10 protein-coding genes and 1 CRISPR repeat array are annotated in these 16,095 nt (G+C 69.8%); of the genes, 3 read left to right on the top strand and 7 right to left on the bottom strand.

Translation table 11 applies throughout. From position 1 onward, the window contains the following. Positions 1-117 precede the first annotated feature (117 nt). Together KYK13_RS03005 and KYK13_RS03000 are read left to right on the top strand one after the other, a co-directional pair. The gene (locus KYK13_RS03005) at positions 118-2,052 is read left to right on the top strand and encodes a CheR family methyltransferase (RefSeq protein WP_223641795.1); all 1,935 of its coding nucleotides are present in this window, start codon (positions 118-120) and stop codon (positions 2,050-2,052) included. Then, positions 2,049-3,305 (top strand): sensor histidine kinase, encoded by a 1,257-nt coding sequence (locus KYK13_RS03000; RefSeq protein WP_223641793.1) that lies wholly within the window; start codon positions 2,049-2,051, stop codon positions 3,303-3,305. The genes KYK13_RS03005 and KYK13_RS03000 overlap by 4 nt, the downstream gene beginning before the upstream one ends. 11 nt (positions 3,306-3,316) lie before the next feature. Here KYK13_RS03000 and KYK13_RS02995 read toward each other — a convergent pair whose 3' ends face one another. Continuing rightward, entirely contained in the window at positions 3,317-4,375 is a 1,059-nt protein-coding gene (locus KYK13_RS02995) for a chemotaxis protein CheB (RefSeq protein ID WP_223641791.1), read from the bottom strand. Positions 4,376-4,666: 291 nt separating this feature from the next. Here KYK13_RS02995 and KYK13_RS02990 point away from each other — a divergent pair, with 291 nt between their 5' ends. Continuing rightward, positions 4,667-5,062 carry a response regulator gene (locus KYK13_RS02990; RefSeq protein WP_223641790.1) on the top strand — a complete coding sequence of 132 codons (396 nt, stop codon included), beginning with the start codon at positions 4,667-4,669 and terminating at the stop codon, positions 5,060-5,062. Between the two features lie 19 nt (positions 5,063-5,081). Here KYK13_RS02990 and KYK13_RS02985 read toward each other — a convergent pair whose 3' ends face one another. From KYK13_RS02985 to cas7c, 6 genes are all read right to left on the bottom strand, one after another. Continuing rightward, a complete protein-coding gene (locus tag KYK13_RS02985; RefSeq protein ID WP_223641788.1) occupies positions 5,082-6,392 on the bottom strand; it encodes an AarF/ABC1/UbiB kinase family protein in 1,311 nt (436 codons plus the stop codon). 75 nt (positions 6,393-6,467) lie between these two features. Continuing rightward, complete coding sequence (locus KYK13_RS02980; protein WP_223641787.1) at positions 6,468-8,327, bottom strand: serine/threonine-protein kinase; 1,860 nt, start codon at positions 8,325-8,327, stop codon at positions 6,468-6,470. 827 nt (positions 8,328-9,154) lie between these two features. After that, positions 9,155-12,981: a CRISPR direct-repeat array (repeat unit 37 nt; unit sequence GTTTCAACCCACGCTCCGCCCCGAAGAGCGGAGCGAC). 183 nt (positions 12,982-13,164) lie between these two features. Beyond that, on the bottom strand, positions 13,165-13,455 hold the full coding sequence (gene cas2 / locus KYK13_RS02975) for a CRISPR-associated endonuclease Cas2 (protein ID WP_223641786.1): 291 nt from the start codon (positions 13,453-13,455) through the stop codon (positions 13,165-13,167). Positions 13,456-13,459: 4 nt separating this feature from the next. Next, a complete protein-coding gene (gene cas1c / locus KYK13_RS02970; RefSeq protein ID WP_223641785.1) occupies positions 13,460-14,488 on the bottom strand; it encodes a type I-C CRISPR-associated endonuclease Cas1c in 1,029 nt (342 codons plus the stop codon). After that, a complete protein-coding gene (gene cas4, locus KYK13_RS02965; RefSeq protein WP_223641784.1) occupies positions 14,485-15,144 on the bottom strand; it encodes a CRISPR-associated protein Cas4 in 660 nt (219 codons plus the stop codon). The genes cas1c and cas4 overlap by 4 nt, the downstream gene beginning before the upstream one ends. Beyond that, the gene (cas7c, locus tag KYK13_RS02960) at positions 15,141-16,082 is read right to left on the bottom strand and encodes a type I-C CRISPR-associated protein Cas7/Csd2 (protein ID WP_223641783.1); all 942 of its coding nucleotides are present in this window, start codon (positions 16,080-16,082) and stop codon (positions 15,141-15,143) included. The genes cas4 and cas7c overlap by 4 nt, the downstream gene beginning before the upstream one ends. Positions 16,083-16,095 lie beyond the last annotated feature (13 nt).

Below are 16,095 nucleotides of genomic sequence, written 5' to 3'. Positions count from 1 at the left end.
AGGGCCAGCGAACGTTTTGTCGTCGGAGACCCAGACGAGGAGTGCGGCCGGTGATGCTCTCGGAAGAGGGGAGTTGCCGGTCTTGCCCGGTCAAAACCCTTGGGTTAGGTCCGTCGCATGGCGACCAAGCCTCCCCGCGACAGCGAGCTCGAAGCCATCCTGGAGAAGGTCCGTCAGGTGAGGAACTTCGACTTCCGCAACTACAAGCGGGCTACGCTTCAGCGTCGCATCGAGCGACGGATGCAGGCGACGCGCTGTCGCAGCCGGGCGGCCTACCTGGCGTTGTTGGAGCGGGACCCCACCGAGGTGAGCACGTTGGTCTCCTCCATGCTCATCAAGCTGACCAGCTTCTTCCGGGACCGCGAGGTCTGGCAGGCGCTGGAGCAGAGCATGACGGAGCTCGTGCGCCAGCGGCCGGACGCGGAGCTGCGCATCTGGAGCGCGGGCTGCGCCACCGGTGAGGAGGCGTACTCGCTGGCCATCATCGCGGCGGAGGCGATGGGGCCGGGCTACCCGGGTCCGGAGCTGAAGGTGTTCGGCACCGACGTGGACGAGGACGCCATCGCCACCGCGCGCCGGGGCATCTATTCGCCGGAGCAGCTGGAGAATGTCTCCGCGGAGCGGCTGGCGCGCTTCTTCGTGCGCACCGGCAACAGCTACACGGTGCGCAAGGAGATCCGCCGCGCGGTGGTGTTCGGGGTGAACAACCTGGTGTCGGACGCGCCGGTGTCGCGCATCGACATCATCCTGTGCCGCAACGTCTTCATCTACCTGGACTCCGAGCTGCAGAAGCGGGTGCTGGCGCGCTTCCAGTTCGCGCTGCGGCGCAACGGGCTGATGGTGCTGGGCCGCTCGGAGCTCATCCCCTTCGCGGCGCGGCTCTTCCGGCCCATCGACCTGACCCGGCGCATCTACCGCAAGGACGGGCAGGCGGAGGTCACCAGCACGACGCAGGACCGGCTGCCCCCGGAGCCCACGAGCCTGCCGCGCCTGCTCGAACCCAGCCAGGACTCCGAGCGCTCCTTCCTGCGCAACCTGCTGGACTCGCACCCGTGTCCGCACATCGCCACGGACAACGACGGCACGGTGACGCTGTGGAGCCGCGCGGCGGCCCGGCTGTGGAGCCGCAACGAGGGCGAGCTGCTGGGCAGGAAGCTGGCCACGCTGGGCCTGCCGGGCCTCAGCGGCGACCTGCTCGTCGAGCAGAGCCAGCGCGTGCGCTCCGGCAGCTCCGAGCGGGAGACGGCGGACGGCCTCATCGAGGTCGCCACCGGAGAGCCCCTCGCCGTGCGCACCCAGGTGGTGCCCCTGCGCGACGCGTCCGGGGAGCGGCAGGGCCTGCTCTACATCACCCACGACATCAGCCACCTGCGCGACGTGGAGCAGGACCTGCGCGCGGCGCAGGATGAGCTGAAGGCCCTCCAACTGCGGATGCAGTCCTCCACGGAGGAGCTGCGCGCGTCCAACGAGGAGCTGGAGACGACCAACGAGGAGCTCCAGTCCGCGAACGAGGAGCTGCAGACGACGAACGAGGAGCTCCAGTCCACCAACGAGGAGCTGGAGACGACGAACGAGGAGCTCCAGTCCGCCAACTCGGAGCTGGACGCCACCAACCGCGAGCTGGCGCACCGCACGCTGGAGATGGACGCGCTCACCTTCTGCCAGCACACCATCATCCGCACCCTCTCCGCCGCGGTGCTGGTGCTGGACGGCGAAGGCCGCATCACCACCTGGAACCTGGCCGCGGAGCGGCTTCTGGGGCTCACCGAGCGCGAGACGGTGGGCCAGCTGCTGTGGACCCTGCACGTGCCCGCGCTCAAGCGCGCGCTGCTGCTCAAGCTGCGCCGCCACCTCCAGGAGAACCGCTCGCTGCGCCTGGAGAACATCCCCTACCAGCTGCCGCACGGGGGGAAGGGCAGCGCCACGGTGGTGGCCACGCCGCTCATCACCGACACGCAGGCGCTGGGCTCCATCATCCTCTTCGAGGACACCACCCGTGCCACCGCCCTGCTGGAGGAGAACCGGCGCCTGCAAGAGAGGCTCAAGGCATGAGCCCGCGCCGCGCATCCCCGCCCCCCTCCGTCCCGGAGCCCGGCGTCCAGGAACCCCCGGGGCTGCTGCGCAAGTACCGCGAGCTCATGAAGAAGCACGCCGCCCTGGTGCGCAAGCTGGGCGAGCACACCCGGCGGCAGGTCATCACCTTCCAGCTGTCGCGTTGGGCGCTGGAGACCAGCGACAGCGCGCTCGCGGTGATGAACGCCACCACCGTGGTGGTGGCCAATGGCCGCTGGCACGCGCTGGGGCGGCTGCGCGGCCCCTGGCGGCGCGACGAGGATGGCGCGGAGCGGATGGCCCTGCGCGACGTGGGCCAGGCGGAGGCCGCGGCGGTGCTCGCGTTCACCGAAGGCACGGCGCGCGTCGCCCGCTACCGGCAGGCGCGCGAGCCCCAGCCCCGGGTGCTGGAGGTGCGCACCGAGCGCGTCACCGGTCAGATGCAGGGGCAGGTGCTGGTGCTCGCGCGAGACATCACCGAACAGGTGCGCGCGGAGGAGGAGCTGGTCATCGCGCGCTCCACCCTGCTGGAGCGCGAGAAGGTGCGCGCCCTGGGCGAGCTGGCGGCGGGCATCGCGCACGATCTGCGCTCCACGCTCAACGCCATGCGGTTGCGGCTGGAGCTGCTCCAGCACGACGTGGTCCCCACGGGTCAGGGACCGCAGCACCTGGACGCGCTCGTCCGCATCGTGTCCGACGCGGAGGCGCGCGTGGGCCGGCTCCAGGACTTCTCCCGCCGCAAGCCCGGCACCGCCCGGGAGCGCGTCCAGCTGGCGGACGTGGTCCGCGACGCGGTGGACATCATCCGGGGCGGCATCGAGCACCAGGCGCGCCAGGGCGGCCACCCGGTGCGCCTGGACGTGGCGCTTCCCGAAGGGCTCCCCGGCATCTCCGGGTCCGCCATGGAGCTGCGCTACGTCGTCATCAACCTGCTCATCAACGCGCGCGACGCCATGCCCCGGGGCGGCACCATCCGCGTGCGGGCCTTCAAGGCCGGCAAGGCCGTGCGGCTCACCGTGGAGGACGAGGGCACCGGCATCCCCGAGGAGCACCTGTCGAGCATCTTCAAGCCCTTCTTCTCCACCAAGGGCGACAAGGGCACCGGCCTGGGGCTGTCCATGGCCCACGACGTGGTGACGCAAGCGGGCGGCACGCTCACCGCGGCCAACCGCCCGGAAGGCGGCGCGGTGTTCCTCCTCTCCTTCCCCGCGCTGAAGCCCGCACCCGACCCGGAGCGCGCCGGAGCGCGCTGAAGCAGGACGCCTCAGTTCGCCTGCTTCGACCCTTCGGGGGCCTGGGGCACCCGAGGCTCCGCGGCCGCCTCTCCGGGCGGGGGCGCCACGAGCACCACCTGGCGCAAGAGCTTCACCTGGGCCTCGGCCGTGCGGGCGCGCTCCTCGAAGCGCACCGCGGAGCGGGCGTGGTTGCGCCGCCGGGCCTGCGCGGCCATCCGGCGCGACAGGGACGCGCGCTCCTCCAGCGCCCGCAGCGCCGCCCACAGCGCGCCGTCCAGGTGGTCCTGCTGCGAGCCGGACAGCGCCTCCGCCGTGTACGCGTGGCCCGTGCGGCAGCGGAAGCGCAGGAGGCCGCCCTCCTCCAGTTCGAAGAGGACACCGCCGCAGTCGGGGCAGCCGTAAGCGGACGGCTTCGCGTACTCCAGCGGGGAGGGCGGGTCCTCCATGGAAGGAATGTCCACCCCCACGGCCTTCACCTCCGTCTCCAACCGCCCCGACCGCTTGCGCGAGCGCGGCGCGACGGGCGCCTCCACCAGCCGCGTCAGCAGCGCGCCCATCTCCGCCAGGGGCACGCAGTGGTCCACCGCCACGAGCTCCAGCGCGCTCCGGGGCATGTCCGGGCAGAGCGCGTCGCGCGGGTCCTGCACCACCGCCAGCCCGCCCTGCTTCTTCACCGCCATCAGGCCGCTGGTGCCGCAGTCCAGCGCGCCGGTCAGCACCACGCCCACCACGCGGGGGCCATAGGTGCTCGCGGCCGAGCGGAACAAGGGGTCCACCGCCGGCCGGTGCCCGTTCTCCCTGGGCCCGTTCAACACCTGCACGCGGCCCGGCTCCACCAGCAGGTGTCTGTCATTGGGCGCCACGTAGATGCGGCCCGGCTCCAGGGGCTCCCCGTCCCGGGGATGGTGGGCCGGCAGCGGACCGGAGCGCGAGAGGATCTCCGGCAGGTAGCTGCGGGGCCGCGCCGGAATGTGGAGCACCAGCAGGATGCTGGCGGCCAGGTCCCCGGGCAGCTGACCCACCAGCTGGCGCAGCGCCTCCACGCCGCCCATGGACGCGCCGATGACGATGATGTCGTGGCGTTGCACGTGTCCCCCTGTCCCAAGCTAGGCAGGGCGCACGCTCGCGCGCAGCATCGGGCCCCGCCATGGCGGGAGGCCCCCCTGCCACGAGGTGCACGTCTCCACCAAGGCTGGGGACGCTGCCCACCCGGCGGGGTGAGGCGAGTGGTCTCCACCGGATATCTCCAGAAAATTCCAGGGAGACTGGCCAGGATGGGGAGGGGTGGGCGATACTCAGGGAGTGCCCGGGTCACTGTTTTCGGGGACGGCATCCTGCCGGCCGGGGCACCCAACTGTCGGTTCCAGGGGGAGCCATCCATGTCGGATCCCAAGATTCGCGTCCTCATCGTGGACGATGACCCGGACCAGCTCGCGCTGACGGAGCGTTCGTTGTCCTCGTACAACTTCGAGGTGCGCACCCACCGCTCGTCCCTGGGGGTCTCCAACCTGGTGCGCACCACGGCGCCGGACCTGGTGCTCCTGGACGTGAACATCCCCGCGCTGAGCGGCGACAAGGTGCTGGCACTGGCCAGGCAGCAGGCCCCGGAGAACACGCGCTTCGTCCTCTACTCCGCCTCCGACGAGTCGAAGCTGCGCGCGCTGGCGCTGGCGGTGGGCGCGGACGGCTACATGTCCAAGAGCACGCAGGGCGCGGACCTGGCCCGCAAGCTGGAGCGGCTGCACAAGCGCTCGCGCGTCGCCGCCGGCACCTGATGCCGGGGCCGGGCGGGGCTCACCCGCCCACGAGCTCACCGACCTCCAGGTACACCTGCCGGAAGTCGCCCTGGGCGCCCACGAGCCGCAGGTTCTGCGCGAGCCCGCCGGTGGCGCGGAAGAACATCATCGCCTCCGGCGGCGGCCGGATGCGCATGATGCGCGCGGCGTTGCGCGTGAAGTGGTTGCGCATGTCGCGGTTGATGTCGCAGGCGGCGTAGTCGTACGGCGCCGTGCGCATGGGCCGTCCGGCGATGTGGAGCACCTCGCGCAGGAGCCCCTCCGCTTCCTCCTCCGGCAGCTCCACGGAGAAGCCCACCTCGCGGCACAGGCCCAGCACGTCCAGCGTCTCCAGCCGCAGCGCCTGCTGGAACATGCGGCGGTTGGCCTCGACGAAGCCCGGGCTGAAGCGCTTGATGGAGCCGAAGTCCAACAGGCCCATGCGCCCGTCCGGCATCACCATGAAGTTGCCGGGGTGCGGGTCGGCGTGGATTTCACCCGCGTCCAGGAACGGCCCGTAGGTGGCGCGGATGAGCTGGCGCGCGACGCGGAAGCGCTCGGCGGGGTCCGGCGACGTCGTCACCCAGTCCTTGAGCGTCTGGCCTTCCAACAGCTCCAGCGTGAGCACGCGGCGGGCGCTGCGCTCCTCGATGACCTGGGGCACGTACAGGTCCGGCAGCCGCGCCACGCTCCTGGCGAAGCCCCGCGCGAGCTTCGCCTCGCGCTGGTAGTCCAGCTCCAGCATGAGCTCGTCGCGGAACTCCTGGAAGTAGGCGGTGCCGTCCATCATCCGCGACGTCTTGGACACCGTCTTCACGACGAGGCCCAGGTTGTCCATGTCGTGGCCCATGGACACGTCGATGCCGGGGTACTGCACCTTCACCGCGACGGGGCGGCCGTCGTGCAGCACCGCGCGGTGCACCTGCCCGAGCGACGCGGCGGCGAGCGCGTCCGGGGAGAACGCCTTGAACAGCGCCTCCGGCGGCGCGCCCAGCTCCTCCTGCACCACGCGGGACACCTGCGCGTAGGACATGGCGGGGGCCTGGTTCTGCAGCCGGGCCATCATCTGCCGCACCTCGGGCGTGAGCAGATCCGGGTCCATGGAGAGGGCCTGGCCCAGCTTCATGGCCGCGCCCTTCATCTCCCCCAGCGTGGCCACCAGCTTCTCCGCGGTGCCCAGGCTGAGCAGCTCCGTGGGGCTGGTGCCGGAGAGCTTCCGGGCGCCCGTCTTGAGCACCTCCGAGCCCACGTGCATGGAGAGGCCCGCCAGCTTGCGCAGGCGGTTGAAGCGCCCCTGGGGCGGCAGCTTGTCGTCGGGGTCGGAAGCCATGGAAGAGGAGAGAGTTAACGGGGACTCCTCTTCCATACGCAAGACGACCTGGAGATGGATGCGAGCCCGCCCCCCCTACCTGGAGACGGCCGAGCCCCGCACCCGGGCCCGGAGGAAGCGCCAGCGCTTGAGCCCCTCCAGGTCCAAGGGGTCCGCGCGGACCGCCAGCTCATAGGCGGCGAGCGCCTCCTCCAGCCGGCCCACGGACGCCAGCGCGTCGCCGGACAGCCGGTGCACGGCGGCGCGGCCCTCGCGGCCGGTGTTGCCGGCGAGGAAGCGGCGGCGGCACTGCTCCAGCATGGTGGCGGTGAGGCCCGCGGCGAGGCACCGCTCGATGCCCTCCACGTTTCCCAGGGTGGCGTCGTATTCCACGCGCCGCTCCACGTGGCCCAGCGTGTGGAGCGCCCCGGCCACGCGCTCCAGCGCGCGGTCCACCTGGGTGCGCTGGCTCTCCGACAGCGGGCGGGCCTTGAGCAGCTCCAGCGCCCCGCGAGCGCGCTGGGCCGCGGTGCGCACCGCCTCCAGCGTGGCGTCGCGCGGCAGCTCCAGCACGGCGTACGGGTCCCCGGCGAGCCGGCGGCGGAAGCCCTGCAACACGACCTCCGCCTGCGGGTCCTCGGGCGTGGGGATGGCGGCGGTGGCCGGGGCCTGAGAGGGCGTGGGGCGCGCGCCGTTGCGCAACTGGGCCAGCTGGGCCTGGAAGGCGGGGCTGGCGTCGCGCAGCTGCACGCCGAAGCCCGGGGCCATGTTCCACGCCTGGGCCTGCTCGGCGGTGACGTGGCGCACCACCTGCGCGACGCACGGCAGGTCGCCGCCGGGCAGCCGCAGCACCAGCGACACGTCCGACAGGAGCGCGGGAGGCGGGGCGGAGGACTGGAAGAAGAGGCCGGAGCGGCCCACCCACTCGCCCTTGAGCTCCACGGGGGCCTGCGTGCCCGTGCCGCGCAGGAGCGCGGTGAGCGGCGGGGCGGCGGCCGCGGGCGGCGGTGCGAGCGACGCCTCCAGGGCCGTGCGCAGCTCCGCGGCGGAGGCGAAGCGGTGTTCGGGCCGCTTGGCCAGCGCGCGCAGGAGCACCCGCGACAGGGCCTCCGGCACGGCGGGGTTCAGCTCGTGCGGCGGGACGGGGTCCTTCTGCAGGTGGCCCACCAGGATTTCGGCGGCGGTGCGGCCGTAGAAGGGCACCTGGCCGGTGAGCAGCAGGTACGCGAGCACGCCGGCGGCGTAGAGGTCGCTGCGCGCGTCCACGACGCCGTCGCCGCACTGCTCGGGGGCCATGAACTCCGGCGTGCCCAGGAGGACGCCCACTTCGGTGGTCATCTCCCCGGCGGGGCGCGACAGGAGCTTGGCGATGCCGAAGTCGAGCAGCTTCACGCGCTGCTTGCCGCTGGGGCTGGGGACGAGGAAGACGTTGGCGGGCTTCAGGTCGCGGTGGACGATGCCGTGCGCGTGCGCGGCGCCCAGGGCGTCACACACCTGCGTCATCAGGTCCACCACCAGCGCCGGGGCCATGGGGCCGCGGGCGAAGTTGGCCAGGCTGTCCCCCTCCAGGTACTCCATGACGAGGTACGGGCGCCCGTCGCGCGAGTCCAGGTCGTAGAGGGTGACGACGTTCTCGTGCTGCACGAGCGTGAGCGTGCGGGCCTCGGAGAGGAAGCGCGCGACGAGCTCCGGCGCCTGGGCGAGGTGCGCGTGGAGCACCTTGATGGCCACGCGCTTCTGGATGAGCGCGTGCTCCGCGAGGAACACGGTGCCCATGCCGCCGCGCCCCAGCTCGCGCACGATGCGGAAGCGGCCGAACTCCTGTCCCACCAGCGAGGGCACCACGGGCGTGGGAGACGACATGGGCGAGGGCGTTTCAGGCTGCGCCACCGCGGGTCCCGGCGGCGGCGTGCCGGCGTAGAGCATCGTGCCACCATGGAGGTCCAGCCCGCGCATCAGCGTGGGACACGCCTCCGCGTCCGAGTGGGGCTGACCGCAGGAACAGATGTGTGGCGAAGAAGCGAGCACGAGGGTTTCGGGAGCAGGGAAGGCGATGCAGGGGTCAGGACAGCGTCAGCGGCCGATGCGAGGCGTGTGCCAGGAGCCAGGATTTTCGGGTTCACGCGGACGGGCGCGCCAACCGGTTGATCCGCTTCGCTTTTGCGACACTTGGGTGCGGCGTGGGTCCCAGCTCATCAGCAGACACCCCTCGGTTCCGGGGATTTTTTACAGCCCCGGGACGGAACAGTTTTCCGTCCAGCACATCCCAATACGTTTGGCCCGCAGGACCTTGGGCAACTTCCGTCCCGACTCCCCTTCAACCTTGCTTCCCCGCAGCGAAAGTCCCTCCAAGAAGATGACAGCACGCGGCGCGGGTTTCCAGTGCGCACCAACATGAACGGCCACGCTGGAAAACATCCCATTCACTCTCGAAGTAAGCCGTGATTGCCAGTCTGGCCGAGGGAGCCGGGAAGGCCCTGTGGCGCGAGAGGAACGTGCGGATCCGACGGTGTTGAGCCGCCGACAAATCGGCCCGGGATGAAGAGTCCTGCGCGGATGACGGGGGTTTCCGGGCTTCTGGCGGGACGCGGGTGCGTGCGGTGGGGACGCGGGGTCCGTCACCCGTCCGGCATCAGCTTCTTCCGCCAGGACCCGCGTCCGTTGGAGCGGAGCGCCCACCTGGAACTCGGCGATGATCGGGCACTGGGATGGATCCGGGGAGCCTTCGCGCGGTGGGTAGCGGCCGCCGTGGTGCGGGTTGAGGTCCGGGACGCGCTGTCGTGGTTTCAACCCATGCTCCGCCCCGAAGAGCGGAGCGACGCCCCCGGGAGGCGCGAACAAGGGTGCGGGGCTCGTGTTTCAACCCACGCTCCGCCCCGAACAGCGGAGCGACCTCCCTGCGCCGGGCGTCAACCACCTGGTGCACGTGTTTCAACCCACGCTCCGCCCCGAAGAGCGGAGCGACGCTCGACCTCGCCGTCTACCTCCGGCAGGCGCTGGTTTCAACCCACGCTCCGCCCCGAAGAGCGGAGCGACAACCGCGCACGACCTGTCACTTCCTGACGTCCTTGTTTCAACCCACGCTCCGCCCCGAAGAGCGGAGCGACGCGGGCCGCATCACGCTCCGCCTGGACGCGCCGGTTTCAACCCACGCTCCGCCCCGAAGAGCGGAGCGACTCCGGACCGGGCCTTTCAGCGCGTGGTGGACGTGATGGTTTCAACCCACGCTCCGCCCCGAAGAGCGGAGCGACCGCGCTCGGCGGGGCATCCGGGTTGGCGAGGTTGTTTCAACCCACGCTCCGCCCCGAAGAGCGGAGCGACGCACCAGCCCGTCGCGGTCGCTGAGCATCTCGCGGTTTCAACCCACGCTCCGCCCCGAAGAGCGGAGCGACGAACCGCCGCGGATGACACAGCGCAAGCGGCACATGTTTCAACCCACGCTCCGCCCCGAAGAGCGGAGCGACGAAGGATCTGCGCGCGTCGGGCGATGCCACGATGTTTCAACCCACGCTCCGCCCCGAAGAGCGGAGCGACGTCCGGCCCGCGCGCATCTGCTGGAGGGCCCAGCCGTTTCAACCCACGCTCCGCCCCGAAGAGCGGAGCGACACCTTGCGTCACCTGTGAAGCCCTCCGCCGCTTCGAGGAGTTTCAACCCACGCTCCGCCCCGAAGAGCGGAGCGACACCAACCGGCGCCGCGACTTCTCCAGGCGCGGGTAGTTTCAACCCACGCTCCGCCCCGAAGAGCGGAGCGACTCCGCCGCGTTGCACCTGGGGGCACCATGCAGATGTTTCAACCCACGCTCCGCCCCGAAGAGCGGAGCGACAACGAGACGCCGGTCCCCTTTGCGCCACGAAACGAGGTTTCAACCCACGCTCCGCCCCGAAGAGCGGAGCGACATTCGGGGCCTCTATAAGATCCGCACCGGGTACGTTTCAACCCACGCTCCGCCCCGAAGAGCGGAGCGACTCCTCCGGCGACGAGGGGCGCGGCCTGACGCGGTTTCAACCCACGCTCCGCCCCGAAGAGCGGAGCGACTCGGCGGTGATGAAGACCAGGTTCTGGCCGTTGCGCGTGTTTCAACCCACGCTCCGCCCCGAAGAGCGGAGCGACTAGGTCGGGTAGCCCGGTCCCGCCCCGAACTGGTTTCAACCCACGCTCCGCCCCGAAGAGCGGAGCGACATGTACTCGGCCACGAGCGCTTCCTGCGCCTTCGTGTTTCAACCCACGCTCCGCCCCGAAGAGCGGAGCGACCGTCGTGGCCTTCCGTGAGATGTCGGCGGTCATCGAGTTTCAACCCACGCTCCGCCCCGAAGAGCGGAGCGACATCCGGATCGACGAGACGTCCAGGTGGCGGTGGTGTTTCAACCCACGCTCCGCCCCGAAGAGCGGAGCGACGTTTCCCAATTGAATCTGGATCTGAATCGGACAAGTTTCAACCCACGCTCCGCCCCGAAGAGCGGAGCGACAAGGGGGTCTGACATGCATTGCCGAGGATGCATGAGTTTCAACCCACGCTCCGCCCCGAAGAGCGGAGCGACTTGGCACCGCACAACGACTCGTCGGCACTGCTCTTGGTTTCAACCCACGCTCCGCCCCGAAGAGCGGAGCGACGCGACCAGGTTCACGAGGGTGGCGGTCGGCGTGGCGGTGTTTCAACCCACGCTCCGCCCCGAAGAGCGGAGCGACTGGACCCAACGGCGTCGGCGGGGTGTGTCGTGGGTTTCAACCCACGCTCCGCCCCGAAGAGCGGAGCGACTGAAAGAGAAGCATGGACACCGCGTGGCGCGGATGTTTCAACCCACGCTCCGCCCCGAAGAGCGGAGCGACGCTGGCTGCCCCGCGTCGTGCACTCGCTGAGCACTGTTTCAACCCACGCTCCGCCCCGAAGAGCGGAGCGACCAACGTACACCGGGCGCGTGCTCGTGCCAGTCTGTTTCAACCCACGCTCCGCCCCGAAGAGCGGAGCGACTCCGGCCGTCCGCGCTGCGGCGGAGGCCTTCATGTTTCAACCCACGCTCCGCCCCGAAGAGCGGAGCGACGAACGCGGTCGCCCGACGCTTGTCCTTCATGGTGTTTCAACCCACGCTCCGCCCCGAAGAGCGGAGCGACACTGGACGCTCCCGTGCCCAAGCATCTTCGAGAGGTTTCAACCCACGCTCCGCCCCGAAGAGCGGAGCGACGTAGACGCGGTTGCGGATGTCCACGGCGCAGTTGTTTCAACCCACGCTCCGCCCCGAAGAGCGGAGCGACCAGGGCAGCCGATGTGCTTCCCCTTCCCCTCCCTGTTTCAACCCACGCTCCGCCCCGAAGAGCGGAGCGACCTCTTCGGGGGTCAGGTTCAAGCGTTTCTCCTTGTTTCAACCCACGCTCCGCCCCGAAGAGCGGAGCGACTGACCGCGACGACGACCGTCAACGGAAACAGCGAAGCGTTTCAACCCACGCTCCGCCCCGAAGAGCGGAGCGACATTCCGGAGCGATTGCGTGGGACGACCGTGTAGAGTTTCAACCCACGCTCCGCCCCGAAGAGCGGAGCGACTGAGCGCGGCGAGGGTCTCCACCGTGTACACCTTGTTTCAACCCACGCTCCGCCCCGAAGAGCGGAGCGACCGGCTTCCGAAGGGATTTCCGCGTGTCGGTCTGGGTTTCAACCCACGCTCCGCCCCGAAGAGCGGAGCGACAGGCCCGCTGGCCGGAGGAGGCCGCGCCAGCCCAGGTTTCAACCCACGCTCCGCCCCGAAGAGCGGAGCGACCCGGGACGGCCACGTGGGCCTGGTTGTACGAGAGGACGTTTCAACCCACGCTCCGCCCCGAAGAGCGGAGCGACCGAACGCCTCGGTCGTTGTCGTCACGGCGCCTCCAGGTTTCAACCCACGCTCCGCCCCGAAGAGCGGAGCGACCAGCGCACCGTAGAGCTCGTGAGCCAACACGAGGGTTTCAACCCACGCTCCGCCCCGAAGAGCGGAGCGACCGCATGGCATCGGTCAGAGGCTGGATCGCTTCGATGTTTCAACCCACGCTCCGCCCCGAAGAGCGGAGCGACTTCCAGACGCTCGCACCGTCTGCTACGTGGAGAGAGTTTCAACCCACGCTCCGCCCCGAAGAGCGGAGCGACGGGCCCCGGCGAGGACTACGCGCAGGTGCATGAGTTTCAACCCACGCTCCGCCCCGAAGAGCGGAGCGACTGCTCGATGACACAGCCGTTCTGCTGGCAGGTGAAGTTTCAACCCACGCTCCGCCCCGAAGAGCGGAGCGACTGGCGCGCAACGAAGGTGGCCAGGGCGCGGCCGATGTTTCAACCCACGCTCCGCCCCGAAGAGCGGAGCGACCAAAGGGCGTCCCCGGGCTGCACTTTCACCTTGGTGTTTCAACCCACGCTCCGCCCCGAAGAGCGGAGCGACGACAGCGGCGTGACAGGTACCCAGGACGAAAAGTTTCAACCCACGCTCCGCCCCGAAGAGCGGAGCGACTGTCTACCTCTCAAGTGACAATGGCACTCCTGGGTTTCAACCCACGCTCCGCCCCGAAGAGCGGAGCGACACCTGCGCTGGGTGTTGGCTGACGAGCGGCGAAGGTTTCAACCCACGCTCCGCCCCGAAGAGCGGAGCGACCCTACTGGTCACAACCTATGAAGTTTCCAAAGAAAATCCGCCCATTTCCGCGAACATCTACGTCCCCACTGTCCATCCTCGACAATCGGGCGACGTCCTCCTCGCAACCCTGCGGACCCGCTCGGGATTTTCCGAGCGCGAACCTCGGGCGGCCCCTCCGTCCATCCAGGTTCGCGGCGCGCATCACACGATGAGCGGCCCCGTGGGATCCAAGGGCGGCCTCACTCCGTGGTGCTCGCACCGGGTCTCCTCGTCCGCGTGCAGGAAATAGAAGCGCAGGCTGTCTTTCGTCAGCTCCGCCTCATCCAACAACCGTTGGCGCAAGGCCACCCATTCGCGCTTCCCCACCCGACACTCAAACAACGAATACTGCACCCGGACCCCGCGATCCTTGCACGCCTCCGCGATGCGCCGCAGCCGCCGCGCCCCCGCCGCGTCATCGTTCGCCACGTCGTAGCAGACCAGCACGAGCATCCCCTCACCTCACCCGAAAGGGCGGATACGCCTCCAGGTCGCCCCGGATCACCCGCGCCAGCAACAGCGCCTGGAGGTGCGGCACCCGCCCCCAGGGCACCTGCTGGCCGAGGAACTCGTGCTGGACCTCCACCTGCTTCGCCTCCTGGTACGCCACCAGGAATGTCTTCCTCGCCGCGTCGCTCATCCTCCACCCACCCGCGGCATCCTCCAAGAAGTCCCCCGGCCCCACCTGCCCCCGGTTCACCAACGACAACACCAGCCGGTCCACCACCGCCGCTCGCAGTTCCTCCATCAGGTCCAGGGCCAGCGAGAGCCGTCCCGGTCGCTCCTCGTGCAGGTACCCCACCGCCGCGTCCAGCCCCACCCCCGCGGCGGCTCCCGCACAGTCCTGCGCCAGCAACGCATACCCAAATGACAGCAGGGCATTGATGCGATCCTTTGGCGGCCTCCGGCTCCGTCCCCCGAACCGGAACGCCTCGTCCTCCCGCTTCACCAGCAGGGGAAACGCCGCGAAGTACTCCCGCGCCGCATTCCCCTCCACACCCCGCACCGCGTCCAGTGTCCCGGCGCGTCCCAACGCTCGCAGGCTCGACGCCAGATGCTCCGCCGCGTCCGCCAGGCCCTGCCTCCGGACCTCCGCCGCATCGCGCCTCGCGTGCAGCAGGAACTGCCGCGCGTTGTAGACCTTGCCCGCCACCATCGCCCGCGCCAACTCCAACGTGCGCGCCGCGTCGTCCGCGCACCGGAACTGCCCCCTGCGCAGCACCACGTTCCCCCCAGGCACGCCCTCCACCCGCGCCAGGAAACGCCCCGTGGGAGAAAAGAACGCCACGTGCACGCCCGCCTCCGCCAGCGCGGACATCAGCTCCGGCGACACACCCACCCGGCCAAAACACACCACCGACGCCAGGTGCTGCAACGGCACCTGGACCCGCGTCGTCTCCTCCACCCGGACCACCACCGTCTCATGATCCTTGCGCAGGTACGCCCCGTCCGTCGTCACGAAGAGCGTGTTGAGCTGAAGGCTCATTCCCCCTCCTCCAGGTTCAGCATCCGCGCCAGATGCCGGGCCGCCCGTCCCGGCTGAGACACCGGCTCCGGCAGGCAGCGGGCCCGCAACGAGCACGGCGGGCACCGCGCGTCGAAAACAGCGCGTGGCACCCACCGCTCCTGGATGAAGCCCGCCAGCCGGCGCGCCGCGGCCTCCGTCTCCTGCCGCAGCGCCACGTCAAACCGCACGCTCACTCGCCGGTGGCTCGCGCCGTAGAAGAGCGCGCCCTCCGGCACCGCCACGCCGTGCATCTCCTCCAGGCACAATGCCTGGGCGCACAGCTGCACCCGGTCCGCGCGCTCCGACTTCAGCCGCCCTCGCTTGTACTCCACCGGGAAGGGGCGCCACCCTCCCGGCACCGACGCGTCCGCGTGGTACTCCACCGCATCCGCCTGTCCCACCAGGCCCAGTCGCTCCGAGCGCAGCGGCAACGCCCTCACCACCCTCCCAGACCTGCGGCGCTCGGTCCCCGCCCGGTCCACCCGTTCATGGAAGAGCTTCCCCGCCACGGTCGCCGCGTCCTCCTCCCAGACTCGCTCGACGTGGATGAGCGCCGCCTGCCGCTCGCAGTACATGAGGTGCTGCAAGCCAGAGATGGGCACGAGGGCATCGGACTCACTGGGCCCTCCGCTCATCCACCCAACTCCATCACCTCCACGCCCTGCGGGATGCTACCCATGCTCAATGCGTAGTCCGCGAAGTCACGCGGCGGCTTCGAGTCATCCTTTCGCCGCACCGACATGGCGTCGAACAGCTTGTGCGCGGGCGCGTTGCCAAGGGCGCTCGCGTGCCGGAACACCAGCAGCCGCCGCGTCGCCATCAGACCGCGCGCCGCGCTCCGGTCGTGGTCGAACATCTCCACCAATGCCTTCCACAGCAGATCCAAGTCCGCCTCGCCGAATCCCGTCTGCTTCGCAAGAGCCGGCGACACGAAGCCGTGCGCCCGGTACAGCCCGTAGGGCACCGTGTTCTTGCGGCCCATCGTGCGATTGCCTCCACCCTGATTGTCCGCCTCGGCCTGCGTCGTCACCGCCATTCTCGTGATGGTGTGCTCGACTGCGGCCACCGGATCCAAAGAACGCCCGAACGTGAGCTGCACCGGACCTCGAACCTGTCCCGCGTTGGAGTTGGACTCCTTTCCAGGCATCACTGCCCCGAAGGCCCGAACATCGAAGTAGTACCGGCACATCTCGTCGCGAACCTTGTCGACTACCTCGGCCTCCGAAGCCTTACGCGACTTCTTCTCCCCCTTCCCCTTGGCTGGCTGCTTCTCATGTGGCCCGACATCATCGGCACCGGCCTGAGTCCTCAACCCCAACCGTTCATAGGCCTTGATCTGGAGCGTCGAGAGCACCCCTCGCTCCTTCACGTAGATGTCGTAACGTTCCTCGCTCCCCTTCAGGAGCTGCACGTAGTTGCGCACCTTGCGCTTGAGACACACGTCTGTAACAAGCCCGTGGCCGGTCTCCGGATCGATGCGGGGCAGGTTGCCCGCGTCGGGATCGCCATTCGGGTTGCCATCCTTCACATCGAACAACAGGACGAAGTCATAACGGTTCTTGAGTTCGGACATGATTCACTCCTGG

The sequence above is a fragment of the Corallococcus sp. EGB genome, from assembly GCF_019968905.1.
Classification (GTDB): Bacteria; Myxococcota; Myxococcia; order Myxococcales; family Myxococcaceae; genus Corallococcus.
The sequence above is the reverse complement of the archived record's forward strand: the minus strand, read 5'-3'. Positions and strand labels throughout refer to the sequence as shown.

Excerpts from the sequence above, each read along its gene's own strand:
- KYK13_RS02990 (WP_223641790.1), top strand. The coding sequence starts at position 4,667 with ATGTCGGATCCCAAGATTCGCGTCCTCATCGTGGACGATGACCCGGAC.
- KYK13_RS02985 (WP_223641788.1), bottom strand. The coding sequence starts at position 6,392 with ATGGCTTCCGACCCCGACGACAAGCTGCCGCCCCAGGGGCGCTTCAAC.
- KYK13_RS03000 (WP_223641793.1), top strand. The coding sequence starts at position 2,049 with ATGAGCCCGCGCCGCGCATCCCCGCCCCCCTCCGTCCCGGAGCCCGGC.
- cas2 (WP_223641786.1), bottom strand. The coding sequence starts at position 13,455 with ATGCTCGTGCTGGTCTGCTACGACGTGGCGAACGATGACGCGGCGGGG.
- KYK13_RS02980 (WP_223641787.1), bottom strand. The coding sequence starts at position 8,327 with ATGCGCGGGCTGGACCTCCATGGTGGCACGATGCTCTACGCCGGCACG.
- cas4 (WP_223641784.1), bottom strand. The coding sequence starts at position 15,144 with ATGAGCGGAGGGCCCAGTGAGTCCGATGCCCTCGTGCCCATCTCTGGC.
- cas7c (WP_223641783.1), bottom strand. The coding sequence starts at position 16,082 with ATGTCCGAACTCAAGAACCGTTATGACTTCGTCCTGTTGTTCGATGTG.
- KYK13_RS03005 (WP_223641795.1), top strand. The coding sequence starts at position 118 with ATGGCGACCAAGCCTCCCCGCGACAGCGAGCTCGAAGCCATCCTGGAG.
- cas1c (WP_223641785.1), bottom strand. The coding sequence starts at position 14,488 with ATGAGCCTTCAGCTCAACACGCTCTTCGTGACGACGGACGGGGCGTAC.